12 protein-coding genes are annotated in these 13,981 nt (G+C 72.1%); 4 read left to right on the top strand and 8 right to left on the bottom strand.

Annotation, left to right across the window (positions count from 1 at the left end):
- The first annotated feature begins 153 nt into the window (after positions 1-153).
- Positions 154-1,062, top strand: a complete 909-nt coding sequence (locus ACIRRH_RS29730) for a cyclase family protein (RefSeq protein WP_403073529.1) — start codon at positions 154-156, stop codon at positions 1,060-1,062.
- Between the two features lie 55 nt (positions 1,063-1,117).
- Here the strand turns inward: ACIRRH_RS29730 and ACIRRH_RS29725 are convergent, their stop codons facing one another.
- Entirely contained in the window at positions 1,118-1,747 is a 630-nt protein-coding gene (locus ACIRRH_RS29725; protein WP_403073527.1) for a hypothetical protein, read from the bottom strand.
- A 266-nt stretch (positions 1,748-2,013) separates the two neighbouring features.
- On the opposite strand from ACIRRH_RS29725, the gene ACIRRH_RS29720 reads away from it, so the two are divergent.
- Entirely contained in the window at positions 2,014-3,174 is a 1,161-nt protein-coding gene (locus ACIRRH_RS29720; protein ID WP_403073525.1) for a PP2C family protein-serine/threonine phosphatase, read from the top strand.
- A gap of 51 nt (positions 3,175-3,225) precedes the next feature.
- Here the strand turns inward: ACIRRH_RS29720 and ACIRRH_RS29715 are convergent, their stop codons facing one another.
- The 7 genes from ACIRRH_RS29715 to ACIRRH_RS29685 form a co-directional block, all read right to left on the bottom strand.
- Positions 3,226-3,729 (bottom strand): cytochrome P450, encoded by a 504-nt coding sequence (locus ACIRRH_RS29715; RefSeq protein ID WP_403073523.1) that lies wholly within the window; start codon positions 3,727-3,729, stop codon positions 3,226-3,228.
- 177 nt (positions 3,730-3,906) lie between these two features.
- Complete coding sequence (locus ACIRRH_RS29710) at positions 3,907-4,107, bottom strand: hypothetical protein (protein WP_403073521.1); 201 nt, start codon at positions 4,105-4,107, stop codon at positions 3,907-3,909.
- A gap of 94 nt (positions 4,108-4,201) precedes the next feature.
- The gene (locus ACIRRH_RS29705; RefSeq protein ID WP_403073519.1) at positions 4,202-6,484 is read right to left on the bottom strand and encodes a peptidase domain-containing ABC transporter; all 2,283 of its coding nucleotides are present in this window, start codon (positions 6,482-6,484) and stop codon (positions 4,202-4,204) included.
- Positions 6,481-9,867 (bottom strand): type 2 lanthipeptide synthetase LanM family protein, encoded by a 3,387-nt coding sequence (locus ACIRRH_RS29700; RefSeq protein WP_403073517.1) that lies wholly within the window; start codon positions 9,865-9,867, stop codon positions 6,481-6,483. The genes ACIRRH_RS29705 and ACIRRH_RS29700 overlap by 4 nt, the downstream gene beginning before the upstream one ends.
- 270 nt (positions 9,868-10,137) lie before the next feature.
- A complete protein-coding gene (locus ACIRRH_RS29695) occupies positions 10,138-11,334 on the bottom strand; it encodes an MAB_1171c family putative transporter (RefSeq protein ID WP_403073619.1) in 1,197 nt (398 codons plus the stop codon).
- A 25-nt stretch (positions 11,335-11,359) separates the two neighbouring features.
- Complete coding sequence (locus tag ACIRRH_RS29690; protein ID WP_403073515.1) at positions 11,360-11,869, bottom strand: ParH-like protein; 510 nt, start codon at positions 11,867-11,869, stop codon at positions 11,360-11,362.
- A gap of 70 nt (positions 11,870-11,939) precedes the next feature.
- The gene (locus ACIRRH_RS29685; protein WP_403073513.1) at positions 11,940-12,365 is read right to left on the bottom strand and encodes an XRE family transcriptional regulator; all 426 of its coding nucleotides are present in this window, start codon (positions 12,363-12,365) and stop codon (positions 11,940-11,942) included.
- A 169-nt stretch (positions 12,366-12,534) separates the two neighbouring features.
- Between ACIRRH_RS29685 and ACIRRH_RS29680 the strand changes: the two genes are divergently transcribed.
- Positions 12,535-13,170 carry a tetratricopeptide repeat protein gene (locus ACIRRH_RS29680; RefSeq protein ID WP_403073511.1) on the top strand — a complete coding sequence of 212 codons (636 nt, stop codon included), beginning with the start codon at positions 12,535-12,537 and terminating at the stop codon, positions 13,168-13,170.
- A gap of 122 nt (positions 13,171-13,292) precedes the next feature.
- Entirely contained in the window at positions 13,293-13,913 is a 621-nt protein-coding gene (locus ACIRRH_RS29675; RefSeq protein ID WP_403073510.1) for an L-threonylcarbamoyladenylate synthase, read from the top strand.
- Positions 13,914-13,981: the final 68 nt, after the last annotated feature.

The raw sequence follows: 13,981 nt of genomic DNA, 5'->3' as shown, positions 1-13,981 counted from the left end.
CATTTCCGCAGACCTGCACCCTTCGATGCAATATTAGGACTTTGCCCGTTTTGCGGTGCTTGTCACCGGATCGCGCACACTCCCCGAGCACGGTGGCGGCAGTGCGGCCATCACCGCATCATCGGCAGAGCGGGGGACGGGTTGAGGAGTGCCATGACCAGTGCCAACGGGCCGGCGATGACCCGCGACGAGTTCGACGTGCTTTTCCGGCAGCTGCGCCGCGACCGTCTCCCCGGGCCGGTCGAAGGGAGGTGGCGGGTGGCGGCCGCCGGACTCGTACGCACGGGTGAGGTCGTCGCCATGGGGCGGCCCTGGGACAGCGTGCCGGGGCCCGACAACCGCAGGCCGGCACTGCACCAGATGACCGAACTGGCGGACGTCACGGCCCCCGAGCCGACCGTGCACCGGGACTTCATCGCCTCCGACTACCACGGCAAGGCGCAGACGCACCTGGACGCGCTCTGCCACATCGCGTACGGCGGACTGCTCTTCGCGGGAGTGCGTGCGCGGGAGGTGTTCTCCTCGCAAGGTGCCGCCTACGGCGCGGTGACCGACCTGCTGCCCGGGCTGGTGGGGCGAGGAGTCCTGCTGGACGTGCCGCGCCTGCGTGGCCGTGCCTGGCTGGAGCCGGGAGAGCCGATCGGCGGCCCGGAGTTGTCGGCCTGCGCCGAGGAACAGGGCAGCCCGCTCCGCCCCCAGGACATCCTCCTGGTCCGCACGGGCCGCCTCGCCCGACGGCGGCGGCTGGGCGCGTGGGACCCGGACGACCTCAGCGCCGGACTGCATCCCGGCGCGATGCGCGTGCCGAGCGAGTCACAGGCCTCGGCACTGGGCAGCGACGGCGACAGCGACGTACGCCCGAGCCCCGTCGACGGCGTCCACTCGCCGGTCCACGTGCTCGCCATCACCGCCCTGGGCCTGCCGCTGATCGACAACCTGGACCTGGAACCACTGGCCGAGGCGTGCGCGCGCACCTCACGATGGGAGTTCCTCTTCGTCGCCGCGCCCCTGAACATCCCCCGCGGCACCGGCTCCCCGGTCAATCCGCTCGCGGTCTTCTGAGCGCTCGCGGTCGTCTCGGCAGGGCCGGGAGCCAGCCGCGCTCCGGGCGGCGCTGTCACCACTCGTCGAGGTCGCCCATCACCAGAAAGCTGCCCACGGCGGCGTCGCCACCGAACACGCCCCAGTGGCCGGTACGGGTCACGACGCCATTGGTGGCGCCGTGGGGGCCCACGGTGGCGACCGGAGCGCCGTTGTCACAGGAAAAGCCGCGGAAGACCGCGACGAACTTCCGGCTGTCATTGAAAATACTGAAGCTGCTGGAGCCCAGTCCGCTGGCCGCGGTGACGCATCCCTCGGTGGAAGCGGAGTACGTACGTTCGTTGAAGTAGATCCTTCCCACTTCCTCATGGCCGTGGCCGCGCCCGCCTTCCTCATGGTCGTGGCCGCGTCCGCCTTCCTCATGGCCGTCGTGGCCCTCGTGCTTCTCCCCGTCCTCGCTGCCGCCGCCCTCGACAGCCTCGGCCGGGGCGGCCTGCTGGACGGGCTGGGCCGCCGGCTGGACGGCCGGGGGCGCCGGCTGGACGGCCGGGGGCGCCGGGGCGGCTTGCTGGACGGGCTGGGCCGCCCGCTGGACAGACGGGGGCGCCGAGGCGGATCCGGCGGTCAGGGTGTAGGTGATACCGGTGGTTGCCAGGGCCGCCGCGCCTACTCCCGCAGCGGCCACAACCAATGTGCGCGTGCGCATGTCACTGTCTCTCTGTCTCTCTGCCTCACGGATGTCGGCCGGGTGACCGACCTGCGACGAACGTAACGACGGCCCTTATGACTGTCATTTCGGACATGTCCGAGGTGTGACACCATGAGTCCAGCCAGGTGAAAATGCGGCACGTACTGCATGCCGGTGAAATTCCCGCAGCTCAAGCGACCCGGAGCGGCTACGGCTGGTGAGCCAGTCACCACGCATCGGGCAGCACATCTGCGCTCGCCGACGCCCAGGAGCACAGTGGGGACATGGAAGTCCGAGCACGCGCGGCCCGCCACCAGCAGCGCGGACAACGGAGCTGGGCGCTGCTGCTGATTCCGTTCGCCCTCATCTCGGTGATCACCGTGGTCGATCTCCACTCCCCCACCACCATCCACCTCGGCCCGCTCCTGGTGATCGCCCCTGCCCTCACCCCCTCGATCGCCGGCCTCCGCCCGACCGCCCTCGTCGGAGCCCTGGCCGTCGCCGCTCAGGTCCTCATCGCCTTCCTCCACGGCGGCTTCACCACCAGCAACCACATCGCGCAGGTCGTCGCGCTGACCGTCCTGTGTGTCCTGATCGTCATCTTCACCGCCGTCCGCGAACACTGGGCCGGACAGCTCGCCCGCGCCCAGTCGGTCGCCGAAGCCGCCCAGCGCGCCCTGCTGCGCCCGCTGCCCGAACAGATCGGGCCGCTCCGGATCGCCACGATGTACCTCGCCGCCGAGAAGGAGGCACAGATCGGCGGCGACCTCTACACCGCCACCCGCACGGCGGGCGGAACCCGCATGGTCATCGGAGACGTCCGGGGCAAGGGCCTGGCCGCCGTCGGCGAGTCGGCCCTGCTGGTCGGCGCCTTCCGCCTCATCGCCGCACAGCACGACACCCTGGCGGACCTGGCGGCCACGCTCGACCACAACGTGGGGCGCTACCTCACCGACTTCGCCCAGGAGAGCGGCGACATCGTCGAGCACTTCATCACCGCGGTTCTCGTCGACCTGCCCGACGACGAGCCCGTCGCCCACATGACCAACTGCGGACACCCGCCGCCCCTCCTGCTGCGCGACGGCCGCGCACTGCCCGTCGACTCCGTGCCGGCCGCTCCACCCCTCGGCGTGAACGACCTCGGTGACGGCAAGTACCCGAGCGACAACTTCCCGTTCGAAAGAGGCGACACCCTGCTCCTGTACACCGACGGGGTCACCGAGGCACGCGACGACACCGGCGAGTTCTACCCGCTCGCCGATCGCGCCGCCCACTGGACCAAGTGCTCCCCCGAGGCACTCGTCAACCACATCCGCCGCGACCTCCTCGCTCACGTCGGCCACCGCCTCGACGACGACGCCGCCGTCATCGCCATCCGGCGCGCCGAACCCACCGCCGCCCACCCCGTCGAGCCCGGTCGAAACCCGCCCCCTCCGCGAGGGTGATCCAACGCCGGGCCGGACGGCCGCCGAACAGCGGCCGGCGACGGCACGTGCCTACCGCCAGCGGATGCTCAGGTCCTTCAACCCGTTCTGGAAGTTGGAGACCAGTCGCTTCGGTGGCGCGTCCGAAGCGAGTTCCAGTCCGGGCAGGTCGGCGACGATCCGGCGGATCAAGGCCGACATCTGTATCCTCGCGAGCCGCGCTCCCACGCAGAAGTGCGGGCCGAACCCGAAGCTGACGTGGTCGTTCGGCGTGCGGGTGATGTCCAGGCGGTCCGGGTCGGGGAAGACCGATTCATCCCGGTTGGCGGAGGCGTGATAGACGACCACCTTGTCTCCACGGCGGATCGGTCTCCCGGCCAACACCACGTCCCGAGTGGCGGTGCGCCGGAACTCCAGCACCGGCGGCCAGAACCGAAGCAACTCCTCCACCGCCGAAGGGAGCAGATCAGGCCGTCGGGACAACCGGTCGTACTGGTCGGCGTGGGTGAGCAGGGAATACAGACCGCCGGGCAGGCCGTTGCGCAGCGTCTCGTTCCCGGCGACGACTGAACCCAAGGATATTGACGGAGTTGGCGACTGAACGCTAGCCAGTTAGCTTGCGCCGGGGAGAACGAGCAGATCAACAGAGCACGAGGTTCGCCACAAGACGGCAGCCGCCTGATGCACGGGCGGTCCATGGCCCGCACGGACAGGTGCCCCCGGCCACGGCGGCCGGGGACACCTGATCCTGAGTCAGCAGAGGCCGACGAAGGAGTTGCTCCCGCAGCCGACGCAGTAGCTCGCGAGGGTGCCGCAGCCGGCGTCCTCCAGGCCGGTGATTTCCTGCTCGCCGCCGAAGATCGCGGTCAGATCCGGGTCGCCGAGCGGGTATCCGGTGGCGGAGCGGTCCGCCTCCGGGTCCTTCCAGGCGCGGACGATCTCGTGGTCGCTCATCTGCGTGTCCCTTCGGATAGCGGCCGGCCGGGGCGGCCGGACCGGGTTCAGGGGCGGGGCGGTGATGCGCCTCCGCAGGGGCCGGCCCTCGGCGTCAGGGACGCGGGGCGGGCAGGGCGGCGTCGGCGGGCACAGTCGCCTCGGCGGGCAGGGCGGCAGCCTCGGCCGGTCCGAACAGTCGGCGGTAGACGCCCTCCGTTCCGATCAGCTCCTGGTGCCGGCCGCGCTGGACGATCCGGCCCCGCTCCAGGACCAGGATCTGGTCCGCGCTGCGCACGGCGTTCAGCCGGTGCGACACCACGATCCGGGTGACCGCCAACTCGCCCAGGGCGCGGTCCACCTCACGCTCGGTCTGCGGATCGAGATGGCTGGTCGCCTCGTCCAGGAGCAGCAGCCTCGGCCGGTGCACCAGCGCCCGGGCCAGCGCCACCCGCTGCCGCTGGCCCGCCGACAGGGCCGAGCCCGACTCGCCGACCGGTGTCCCGTAGCGCCGCGGCAGAGCCATCACGTCCTCGTGCAGACCGGCGATCCGCGCCGCGCGGGCCACCTCGTCGTCCGTCGCATCCGGCCGGCCGAGCGTCAGGTTCTCCCTGATGCTGCCACTGAACAGGCTCAACTCCTGCAGCACGGCGCCGCAGTGCGAGCGCAGGTCGGCGAGGTCCAGTTGCTCGATGGGCACCCCGTCGTGGTGCACCGAACCCTCGGAGGCGCGTAGCAGACCGAGCAGTAGCAGCGCCAGCGTGCTCTTGCCCGAGCCGGTCCGCCCCACCAGGGCGAGCTTCCCCCCGGCAGGCAGGTCCAGATCGATGCCGCTCAGCACCGGCGGGCCGCTCCGCTGGTACCGGAAGGCCAGGTCGGTGACCGTGACCGCGGTCGGACGGGCGGCGGAGAGCCGGACCGTACCACCGGTCTCCGTCGGTGTGTCAGCGACGTCGAAGAGCCGTTCCACCTGCGCGTTCACCGCGAGGAAGAGCTGCCCGCCGACGCCGAAGGTCTCCAACGGTGCCAGCACGGACAGCGCCAGGCTGTTCGCGGCCAGCATCGTGCCGAGTGTCATCCGGCCGCTCATCACCATGCCCGCACCGGCGCCGAGCAGCAGCAGCGGCCCGAGTGCCAGCAAGCCGCGCTGCGCCCCGCCGAACCAGGCAGCCGCCCGTCCGCGCCGCACCGTCGCGCTCTGGTAGCGGGTGAACAGCTGCTCCCAGTGCTCCACCGCGCGCTGCTCGAACCCGTTCGCCTTGAGCGGGACGATCGCCTCCAGCGCCTCCACCAGGTAGCTCTGCTCGTCGGACCTGGTGACGAGCTCGAGTTGGGCGAGGTTGCGCAGCCGGCTGTGGGTGCGGACCACGAGCAGCAGCTGCACCAGGCACAGCGGCGTGACGGCGAGCAGGTAGAGCGGCTGCAGTGCCACTACCGCGACCAGGTAGCCGACCATCAGGGCGCCGTCCAGCGCAAGCGTCATCAGCTGCTGGGTGAGCGTCTCACGTGTGCTGGAGACGCTGGACAGCCGCATCAGCAGGTCGCCGCGGCCGCGCTCCAGGAAGAAGTCCAACGGTAACCGGAACAGATGGGCGACGAAGTTCCGGGTCAGTGCCATGTCCCCGCGCCGGCGCAGTACCAGCAGTGCCAGGGCGCGCAGCGCGGTCAACGTCCCGGTGAGCAGGCTGACCCCCAGCGCACCCGCGCCGAACACCCCGAGCAGGTCCGTGCGGCGCCCCGGCAGCACCGAGTCCACCACCGATCGCGTGATCAACGGAACGGCCAGGCCCAGCACTTGGAGCAGCGCGGCGATCAGCACGGTGAGCCCGAGCAGCGCCCGACCGCCGGGAGCCGCGACGAACTCGCGCAGGTACCGCACCATCGGCCGCTCCCGGAGCGCGGTCCGTCGCTGCTCGAAACCCTCGGTCGGACGCAGGTGCAGCACCAGGTCGCCGAAGACCTCGTCGAAGTCGGCCCGGGTCACCTGCCGCCGACCGCCGGCCGGATCGACGAACCGCACGCGGTGCTCGTCCACCCGCTCGACCACCACGAAGTGTTGCTTCGTCAGGTAGGCGATCGCCGGACCGTCCAGCGGCCGGGCGAGCGCCGAGGGTCCGTGCTCGACCTCCGCCGTCAAGCCACAGCGCCCGGCCGCCGCCATCAGCGCCGCCACCGAGGCGCCGTCCCGCCCGGTGCCGAGCATCGGACGGCACTGTGCCACCGAGGTGTCCCGGCCGTGGTGGCTGAGCACCATCGCCAGGCAGGCAGCGGCGCACTCGGTGCGGGTGAACTGCAGCCGGGGCGGGACCCGGTAGCCGCGCGGACGGCGGCGCGGGCTCGGCGCTACGGGTGCCCGCCCGGCAGTTGGCGGTGGAACGGCCACCTCGGGGACGGTCATCGCCCGGCCCCCTGCGGCGCGAGCAGCAGGACCGGCGCGACCAGCTCGGGGGCCGCGATCCGCAGCAACCCGTGCCCGATCCCGGCCAGCCCGGCCATCAGCCCCGGCGTGGCGATCCCGCCCGGAGTGCCGCAGACCGGGCCGCGCTCCTCGATCCTGCCCACGATCGCCGCGCCGGCCCGCCGGTGGGCCGCGCCGGCCTCCGTGATCCCGGCACCGGCTGCCGCCGCGAACAGCTCCAGATTGCCGAGGTCACCGTGGCACAGGCTGTCGTTGCCGACCCCTCCCGCAGCGGCCGCGGACCTCACGGCACGGCGAAGCGCATGGTCGTCCTCGGGCGTACGCAGCTCGGCGGGCAGGCCGGCCCGCAGCAGTCCGATCCCGGGCGCACCATGGCACCAGGCATGCATGTGGCGGACCGCCCGCGAGTCCCGGGCCGGCTGCCACGGGCGTGGCACCTGCTCCCGGAGGTCCGGCCAGTTGCCGATGCTGTCGTCGAAGCCGGCGTTCTCGTACGCGAGCGCGCTCCGGCCCGTGCACAGCGCCGCAGCGGCCCCGGTCCGCGCGGCGTGCCGCAGCAGCGCCCAGCCGATCCCGCCGGCGCCGTGCGACATCCCCAGCAGCGGCCGCCCGGCAGCCATCGGGGTGCGCCAGGCTACCGCGCCCGGCAGGCCGTCCGGCTGGGTCTCGGCCTGCCGGAGCAGTACGGCCGCGCACGAGGCGGCGAGGTGCTCGGCGACGCTTCCGTACCGGCTCACCAGAGCCTCGGCCACCGCCAGGCCCCCGGCGGCGCCACCGATCACGTCGAGCTGCTCGTCCGCACCGGCAGCCCGGCCGGCGGCCGCGAGCAGCTCCGGCACCGGTGCCGCGATCGCGCGTTCCCCCAGCAGTTCGGCAGCGCAGTCCAGTGCGTAGGCCAGGCCGGCCAGGCCGTTGAACGCGCCCCAGGTGCGCCCCGAGCCATGCCGCCGCGCCAGGTGCGCGGGGAAGGGCACGAGGACCCGCCGGGCCCAGGTCGCGTACGTGTCGTCGCCGGTCACCCGAGCCAGCTGCGCGAAGAACAGCGCGATACCGGGGTAGCCGTTGTAGAGGTCGTCACGCAGCCCGACCACCCGCCACTGGTCCCGCGCCAGATCGAGCCCCAGCCAGCCGACTCGCTCGCCGTCACGCCAGGCGCTGTCGGCCAGCCGGTCGGCGACCAGTCGCGCCTGCCGCAGGGCCCGATCGGCGACGGAACCGTCACCGCCGGCCGCCCCCGAGCCGACCGACGGCCGTCCGGTGGCGGAAGAGGCACCGGGGGCGCCACTAGGCCACTGCTCCACCGCCCGGGCGGCGAAGGCCGCCGTGATGATCCAGTCCTGGGTGGCGAGGTCACGCTCGCCCAGCCCGCTCACGATCCGCCGGGCCCGCTCCAGGCCGGATTCCGGCAGCACCGCCGGCAGCACGGTGCCCCGGTGCGTCCGCAGGTCCCGCGAGCCGACCGTCGAGCGGAACAACGGCACGTCCCCGGCCCACAGGTCCTCGGCCTCCTCCCGGAGCAGTGGCCAGTGGGCCGGGTTGTCCACGGACTGCGCGAAGAGCAGCCCGAGCAGCCGGTCGCGGTCGAGCGCGTCCCGGGTGGCGTCCGGATGGGTGCTCTCACTCAGTAACTGCGCATAGGTGCGGGTGGCGCGGACGATGGTCCGGGCGGTGTCGTCCGCGAACCTGTCCAGCGGACCCCCCGCCGCGAGCAGTTCCTCCCGGCCGTCCGCGATCGCCCGGTAGCCGGCCCGGAACCCGGCCCGCAGCGCGTCCAGGTGGCTCGCCGGGTCGAGGTCGCGCCCGTCCAGGGTGGGCCGGTTCTGACTTCCGGCGAAGGTCTGCCGCACCCGGGCCAGGCGCATCTCGTCCGTGCCTCGCCCCTCCCAGGCCACCGACTTGAACGGCAGCACCGCCCCCTTGTCGGCACCCATCCCGCCCACGTCCAGCGCCACGCCGCCCTCACCCACCAGCAGGAGCGGCAGCAGGCCGACCCGCTGCACCGACTGCCCGAGCATCCGCTGCGCGGGATCGCCGTCGACCAGCGGGCTACCGGTCAGCCGCAGCACGTCGGCGTGGAGGACGGACTCCAGGTCCACGGCAACCGGCTGGTCGCCGACCGCGATCACGTTCTCGAAGTGGAAGTCGGTCGCGGCCAGCGCGTACAGCAGCGCAAGCAGCGCCCCCTGGCGGTGGTAGAACCGCTCGGCCGCCGCCTGGTCCGCGCAGGCGGCCGGCTCGACGAACTCGGTCCAGCCGTGCCCTCCCCGGTCCAGCACGCCGATCGTGCGCAGGCCGAGCCCAGGCAGCGCCGCATTGAACCAGCCCACCACCTCGTTGAAGTGCTCATGGATGGCCAACGGCCTTGGCTTGTACACCAGTCGGACACCGGAGGCGAAGCGCAGCAGGCCGACCGAGCGGCTCGCCTCGTGGGAGTCACCACCGCCCGTCCGCACCTCGGTGAGCACCCCCGGGTCGGCCCCGCCGAACATCCTGTCCACCAGCAACGGGCGGTCCTCGACGAAACGGGCGACGAACTCGGCATACGCCTGGGCGGTGTTGACGGTGGCGCTGGCGACCAGCCGGGCCAGCACGGCGTACTCGTCGAGCAGTGCTGCGAGTCGGCCCGGTTCACACTGCAGGGCCACGAACGAACGGAACCGCTCCTCGGCCGTCGCGCCGGACAGCTGCTCCGACAGCCGGGCCACATGGAGCTCCAGCACCAGTGCCCGCCCGAGCAGTTGGACCAGCTGGCCGCGCAGCACGCCGGTCAGTGAACGGACGACCGTTTCGATGTCGAGAACGGTGCGGACGGCAGGGTCGGCCAGGGCGGGCGAGCTGCGTAACAACTGGCGCGCCTCGGCGAGGAACGGCTCGACGACAGCTGCGAAGCCCTGGAACCAGCCCCCCTCGGTATCGTCGTGGCGGGCGTGCAGGTGGGCGTGGGGCCGGTGACGTCCGTCGGCAGCGGCGCCGACGGGCTGTGCGGCGCGGGCCATGACCTCCTCCACGAACACCGCCCAGGCGGGCTTGGTCGCTCGCGCCGCAAGGCTGTCCGGAGGCTCGGCGAGCAGCCGGTGCAGCAACTCCGGGTCGGTGCCGAACGCCTGCGCCTGCGCGGCAGCGGTGTCGTCGGCGTGGTCCGGGAACGCCGATCGCCAACGCGCCAGGCGGCGAGCCGCCCGCCAGCCGGGACTACCCTCCGCCGGCGTACCGTCCGCGAGTTCGGGCGGCGCCCCGGCGGCCGCCAGCCGCTCCCCCAGCCACAGCCCGCGCGCCCACCAACTACCGGTCAGCGGCGCGGCATCCGAGTGCTGCCATGGGGGAGCGGCAACCGGGCCGGCATTCGGCGTCTCAGCGGGCATGCAGGTGCTCCTGACCTAGCGGGCGTGGCAGTGGCGCGACAACTGGGCCGACGGTCGGCCGGACCATCGAGTCGGGATCCGGTCGGGCTGCCGGCCCGGGGCGGACCGCCGGGGGAAGTGCCGTCATGCGATGAGCGGAGATGGGGACAAGCCCATGGCCATGCATCTCAGCTAACAGTCAGGAGTCTGCCGAGGCTCCGACGGCACGTCAACTGTTGGACGCGACTTGCTCCTTGCCTCGCTGGTCGAACACCGATGCCGAGGGCCGGACTACGGTGCCAGCGGGCGGGATGCGCCGAACGCCCGGGAGACGGCGGCGAGGTGGGCAGCCTCCCGCTCGATCCCCAGGCCGGGCCGGTCGGAGCCGGCCGGGGCGCTGGAGGCGCGCGCCGCCAGGCAGGCCAGCACGGCCGCGCTCAGGGGCCGCCGGAACGGCGGCGGCACCGCGCTGACCGGGCCTGCGCCCGCCCGTCCCAGTGCTCGGACGATCGCCGCCGCCTGTGCATCCGGTTCGGCGGGGAGATCGGGCCGGTCGGGCGGCGTGGACACGCCCGGGCCTTCGGACGCGGGTTCGAGGAACGGCCGGAGCGCCAGCAGGCCGTCGTTGATCTCGATGATCCGCCGGTAGAGAGCGAACTGGATGTCGCCGGGGGGCCGACCCGGACCGCGACGCCCCGGCGGCCGCAGGGCGATCTCCGGGAAGACCTCGTACAGGGAGTGCCAGAGCCGGGCCAGTTCCCGATACGTGAGGTGCGCCCACAGCCACCGCCGCAGGGCGGGGAGCCCTCTGCCCCATCTGCCGACGGTGGCGCCGGCGACGACCAGAGCGGTGCAGACCACACCGAGGACCACCGAGACACCGTCCTCGGCACCGGCCTGCCGACCGGTGCCGAGGGCCTGCCGGACGTCGTCCAGACCCCAGGCCGTCCACGCCACCCCCACCCTGGTTCCCCAGGCGATCAGCCGCATCCCCAGGCGCTGCCCAGCGCCCTCGGTCCGGCCGGCCCTGGCTTGGATCTGCCTGCTGAGCGACCCCAGACAGCAGGCGACGTACACCGTGATGAGCGCGTCGTAGCCGGCCAGGGCCAGGCGGTGTACTCCGGCCACGTGGATGTCGCCCGCGGCATAGCGCGGGTCGGCGGCCCGGAAGAGTACGACGGCGGCGACGGCGACGGCCGCGGCAACCAGCGTGTGGCGCCGCACCGACGCGGCCGGCACCGGCGGCTGCCGCAGTTCCAGGCTCAGCAACCCGAGGAAGCAGCCGGCGCCCAGCCGCAGGCAGTCGCCGACCAGCGTCGCCAACCCCGGCACCCCGGACCACCGCTCGATCCGCCCGACGCTCCCTGGAGCCAGTACAGCCATGGCCGCACCGAGACAGAGGACGAAGCGGTACCCGGAGCGGAGCGCCGCCGTGGACCGCCCGCCCCGGAGGGCGAACCACCGACAGAGCCCGAGCGCGACAAGCACCGCCGCCACGACATGGAGCGCGAGGTCAGACACCTCGGCGCTTCCCTGTCGACGGCCCAAAGAACGGCTCCAGCAGCCGGGAGTGCGTCTCCCCCACCGCGTCCGCCACTCCCGACGGACACCGGACCGCCCTGTTCAGGACCATCGAAGCCAGGAGCTCGGCCTCCTGCTCCTGCGGCTCCGAGTAGACGGTGCGGCCGAGCACCCGGTGCACCAGCGCCGGGGAGAGGCTCGGCACCAACGCCCGGACACCCGGCGACTCCTCGCCCGCCGAGGCGCCGTCGAACGGGCTCTCACCGAGCGGCCCGAGGTGCCCGCACAGCAGATGGGCGACCTCGTGGAGGAGGATGTGCTGCCGGTGGAGGGGCGACGTGTCGGAGGAGTAGACGATGTAGTCGGCCTCGTCGGTGGTGACGACCAGCCCGCACGGCACTCCTGGCCGCCAGGGCGTCGGCAGCAGCTCGATCCGCCGCCCCCGCTGCTCGGCCACCCGGTGCACGAGTGCCTCGGCGTCGAACGGATCAGGCAGCTCCAACTCCGCGTCGATCCGCCGGCACCGGCGTAACTGGTCGCGGTATCGCCTCCCCCCGAACGCCCCGAGCACCTCAGCGGCCTTGCGATCGAAGCTGTTCGCGCCGAGCGATGGTGTCGATGATGTCGCTCACGGTGTCCAGCCCGTCGGGCGAGAGGTTGACGGCCCTCAGGGCCACGTTCCGCACACCGGCGTTCCGCAGCGCCCCGAGGAACGCGATCTCCTTGGCAATCTCGTCGCCCCGTGCATCGTCGAAGAAGTACGTCACCGGCACTTGGAAGAACTTGGCGAGCGCCTCAAGGTGACGCTTCGTAGGATTGTCCCGGCGCCCGTGCCGCAGCTGCCACAGATAGGTCGCGGAGAAGGTCTCCCCGGTCGCCTCCCGGCATGCCCGAGCGACCTCCTCATGGGTGTACTGCTCACCATCGGGGCGACACACAGTCAGGAACAGCCTGTCGATTCGATCTGCCAGTGTCCAGGTGCCGGCCTCCTCGGCCATCGTCCACCTCGTTTCCCATCCCCTGCGGCCACGCGCGGATGCGCCCCAGCGAGTGGCTCACGGTAGCAAACCGCCCGCCACTCAAGGGCGTCCCCGCCCCCGCACACAGCGACGAAGGGGCCGGCCCGGGGGTACGTGCCGGCCCTTCCGGCGTCCAGCCGCCGATCGCTTGGCCCAGCTGAGGGAGGAGGCCGAAGACGTCGACGGTGCCGAGGCCCTGTACCGGCGAGCCGCAGACGCAGGGCACGCTGGCGCTCTCGTACGCCTGGCAGAGCTACGGGAACGGGCCGGGGACCAGAAGAGCGCTGAGAGGTTCTACCAGCAGGCCGCAGCCACCGACGACACCCTCATCGTGGTTCACCTGGCCGAGCTGAGGGAGGAAGCCGGAGATGTCGACGGTGCCGAAGCCCTCTACCAGCAGGCTGCCACCAACCCCATCGCTCTGGGAACAGCGGCGCGGGTGCGGGAACAAGCCGGGGACATGGAAGGGGCCGAGGCCCTCTACCAGCGAGCCGCAGACGCAGGGCACGCTGGCGCTCTCGTACGCCTGGCAGAGCTACGGGAACGGGCCGGGGACCAGAAGAGCGCTGAGAGGTTCTACCAGCGAGCCGCAGCCACCGGCGACCCCGACACCCTGATTCACCTGGCACGGATGCGAGATGAGGCCGGGGACCAGAAGGGCGCTGAGACCTTCTACCAGCAAGCCGCTGATTCCGGCGAACTTGACGGAGAAGAAGGCAAGTTGAGGTGGCCGCTCGGTCTGGACGCTGACGGCTCGCCTACGCCTCCTTGGTCGACAGATTGAATAACTGGATGCCAGTCAGCTTTCCTCCATCGTGTCGTACCGGTCCGGTTTTTCGCGGGCGCTTGCGGAGCGGGATGCCGCGGCTGCGCCGATCGGTGGCCGGGATCCCGTAGGGTCGGCCAATGGCGAAGTACTTCGACGTGCACCCAGAGTCCCCCCAGCCGCGCACCATCAGCACCGTGGCGGCCAGTCTCCGGTCCGGGGCCCTCATCGCGTACCCGACCGACTCCTGTTTCGCCCTGGGCTGCCGGTTGGACAACCGCGACGGCCTCGAACGGATCCGGTCGATCCGGCGCCTCGACGAGCGCCACCACTTCACTCTGATGTGCGTGGACTTCGCGCAGCTGGGGCAGTTCGTCCAACTCGACAACAACGTCTTCCGCGCCGTCAAGGCCGCGACACCGGGCAGCTACACCTTCATCCTCCCTGCCACCAAGGAGGTTCCGCGCCGTCTGATGCACCCGAAGAAGAAGACGGTGGGCGTCAGGATCCCCGACCACGCCGTCACCAGGGCCCTGCTCACCGAACTCGGTGAGCCCCTGGTCTCCAGCACCCTGGTCCTCCCCGGCGAGGACGAACCGATGACCCAGGGGTGGGAGATCAAGGAGCGGCTCGACCACGTGCTGGACGCCGTGGTGGATTCGGGCGACTGTGGCACGGAACCGACGACGGTCGTCGACTTCTCAGGCGGCGGACCGGAGATCGTCCGGCGCGGGGCGGGCGACCCCGCCCGCTTCGAGTGACGGACCGGGCACACCCGCGGAGCGGCGACCGCGCGGCGGATCGACGGGCCGGCCGCCGAAACGAGGTC

It is taken from the genome of Kitasatospora sp. NPDC101235, from assembly GCF_044767505.1.
Lineage (GTDB): Bacteria > Actinomycetota > Actinomycetes > Streptomycetales > Streptomycetaceae > Kitasatospora.
Note: the sequence above shows the minus strand (reverse complement) of the source record. Positions and strands in the feature narration are given on the sequence as shown.

Bases quoted from the DNA above. Each gene is read 5' to 3' on its own strand.
- ACIRRH_RS29730 (WP_403073529.1), top strand. From the start codon at position 154: ATGACCAGTGCCAACGGGCCGGCGATGACCCGCGACGAGTTCGACGTG.
- ACIRRH_RS29725 (WP_403073527.1), bottom strand. From the start codon at position 1,747: ATGCGCACGCGCACATTGGTTGTGGCCGCTGCGGGAGTAGGCGCGGCG.
- ACIRRH_RS29720 (WP_403073525.1), top strand. From the start codon at position 2,014: ATGGAAGTCCGAGCACGCGCGGCCCGCCACCAGCAGCGCGGACAACGG.
- ACIRRH_RS29710 (WP_403073521.1), bottom strand. From the start codon at position 4,107: ATGAGCGACCACGAGATCGTCCGCGCCTGGAAGGACCCGGAGGCGGAC.
- ACIRRH_RS29705 (WP_403073519.1), bottom strand. From the start codon at position 6,484: ATGACCGTCCCCGAGGTGGCCGTTCCACCGCCAACTGCCGGGCGGGCA.
- ACIRRH_RS29700 (WP_403073517.1), bottom strand. From the start codon at position 9,867: ATGCCCGCTGAGACGCCGAATGCCGGCCCGGTTGCCGCTCCCCCATGG.
- ACIRRH_RS29685 (WP_403073513.1), bottom strand. From the start codon at position 12,365: ATGGCCGAGGAGGCCGGCACCTGGACACTGGCAGATCGAATCGACAGG.
- ACIRRH_RS29675 (WP_403073510.1), top strand. From the start codon at position 13,293: ATGGCGAAGTACTTCGACGTGCACCCAGAGTCCCCCCAGCCGCGCACC.